Below are 2,018 nucleotides of genomic sequence, written 5' to 3'. Positions count from 1 at the left end.
GCCGGCCAAGCCGCACACCGGCGCGTTCTCGCTCGACACGGTGAGCGCGACGAGCCTCGGCGTCACCGGCACGGGCGGCGCGGCGGTCTGCAAGGGCGACACCGGCGCCCCCGTGGTCCGCGAGACGGGCGGCAGGGCCGAGCTGGTCGCCGTCGCCTCCCGCTCCTGGCAGGGCGGCTGCCTGGGCGCCCCCGCCGGCGAGACCCGCACCGGCGCGTACGGCGCCCGGGTCGACGACGTCTCCGGCTGGGTCCAGCAGGTGCGGGCCAGGTCCTGGGGCTGGAAGACCCGGGCCCTGGTGCGCGGCGACGCCGACCTGTACCTCACGACCCGTCTCTACGACGGTTCGTGGACGCCGTACGAGGACGTCCAGGCGGCGGCCGGGAACATCGGCGGTGTGCGCGCCGTCTCCTCGGTCGGCATCGACGGCGACACCCACGTCCTCGCGCTCGGCGGTGACGGGCACCTGCACTACGCCGTCCACAACCTGGACGGCGGCTGGGGCCAGAAGTTCGTCGACCTCAACACCACCGTCGCCGACCTCGGCGGCATCACCCAGGTCTCCATCGCCAACGTGGACGGCGCCCTGCACATCGTCGTCGTGGCGAACGGGCGGCTCCTGCACAGCAGCCGCCCCGCGAACGGCCGGTGGAGCGTCTTCGGGGTGGTCACCGACGAGACCGGGCCGCTCACCGGCATCACGTCGATCGCCACCGCCGGCGTCCGCGGCGGGGAGCTGCACATCGCCGCCGTGTCCGGGGGGAAGGTCTCCCACACCCGTCGCTTCGCGTCCGGGGCCTGGTCCTCCTGGACGTCGGTCGCCGGGGCCGCCGGGGCCACCGCGCCGGTGACCGGCGTCGCCGTCACCCCGCAGGACAGGGACCTCGATGTCGCCGTCGTCACGAGCGGCGGGCAGTACCACACCGTGCGCTACGCGAACGGAAGTTGGCGGCCGTTCGACTCCCTCGCCGGCGCCGCCGGGACCAGCGTCAGCGCCGCGCCCGTCGACACCGACGCCCGGTTCGCCGTCGCCACCGCCGACAACAGGGTGCTGCTGACCTCCCGTCACGGCGACGGCACCTGGACCGCCCCGGAGTACCTCGACCTCACCGCCGTGCCCGGCAACCACACCGGCACCTCGATCAGCGCCTCCCTCTGATCACCGCACCCGTCCGGCGGGTGTGCTCAGAGCAGCGCCAGCACCACCGCGAGGGCGGCGGCGGCCAGCCAGGCCGCCGCCGCCACGGCCATCGCCAGGCCCCACGGCCAGTGCTGGGACAGCATCAGCGCGCCGCCGAACCCGGTGGCGAGGAACAGTGAGATCGCGGTTCCCAGCGGGACCCGCCAGTCGCCCTCGCTCTGGAACGTCCCGGTCAGGCCGCGGACCAGCAGCGTCGTGCCCGCGCCGACCAGCAGCGCGACCCCGGTCATGGCGAGCCACGGGGTGCTCGGCGGCTCGGTGCGGCGGCCCTGGTAGGCGATGTCGGCGACCCGGCCGTGCCAGAGCCTCAGCTCGACCACGGAGCCGACGTCCACGGCGTCGTAGAACGACTCCCTGACCGGGTAGGTGTCGCTCGGCCCGTTCTCGCGCGCCACCGCGATCCCGTACGAGGTCGAGTCGTTGCCCGGGTCCGCCCACTTCCTCGTCACCCGGCCGCTCTCCGAGCGCAGGCAGTCCTCCTGCGGCCCGGCGGCCCGGGCCCCGCAGGCGGGTGCGTCGAGGTAGGCGCCGCGGGCGTCGTACGCGGCGTCGAACCGGACGAAGCCTAAGGCCACGACTGCCAGTCCCAGCAGGGCGAGCAGGCCGCGCAGCAGCAGCGCGCCGGCCGCCCGTCCGCGCCCGCCCCGCAGGCCGTCCGTCTTCCCCATGGGTCCCCTCCCGCCCGTCGGACCTGGTCATTGTGCCCTCGGGGCGGCGCGGGGGCCATCGGTGTCTCCGCACCCCCGCGCGTCAACCCCGGCCGCGCGGGTTCGCCCGATCGGGGGGCGCGCGCCCGGTGCGCGCCCGGCGGGCCGTA

The 2,018-nt window shown here is 75.7% G+C and carries 1 protein-coding gene and 1 pseudogene; one reads left to right on the top strand and one right to left on the bottom strand.

Translation table 11 applies throughout. The annotated features are described in order from the left end of the window. Positions 1-1,159: pseudogene (locus tag AE652_RS37800) on the top strand (hypothetical protein); the annotation flags it as partial. A 26-nt stretch (positions 1,160-1,185) separates the two neighbouring features. Here AE652_RS37800 and AE652_RS37795 read toward each other — a convergent pair. After that, positions 1,186-1,869 (bottom strand): hypothetical protein, encoded by a 684-nt coding sequence (locus AE652_RS37795; RefSeq protein WP_049659830.1) that lies wholly within the window; start codon positions 1,867-1,869, stop codon positions 1,186-1,188. Positions 1,870-2,018 lie beyond the last annotated feature (149 nt).

The sequence above is a fragment of the Kitasatospora sp. MY 5-36 genome (assembly GCF_001182915.1).
GTDB lineage: Bacteria > Actinomycetota > Actinomycetes > Streptomycetales > Streptomycetaceae > Kitasatospora.
This window is presented reverse-complemented; position numbering and strand designations above follow the sequence as displayed.

What these genes read in the sequence shown, in the direction of transcription:
- AE652_RS37795 (WP_049659830.1), bottom strand. Translation starts at nt 1,869, where the DNA reads ATGGGGAAGACGGACGGCCTGCGGGGCGGGCGCGGACGGGCGGCCGGC.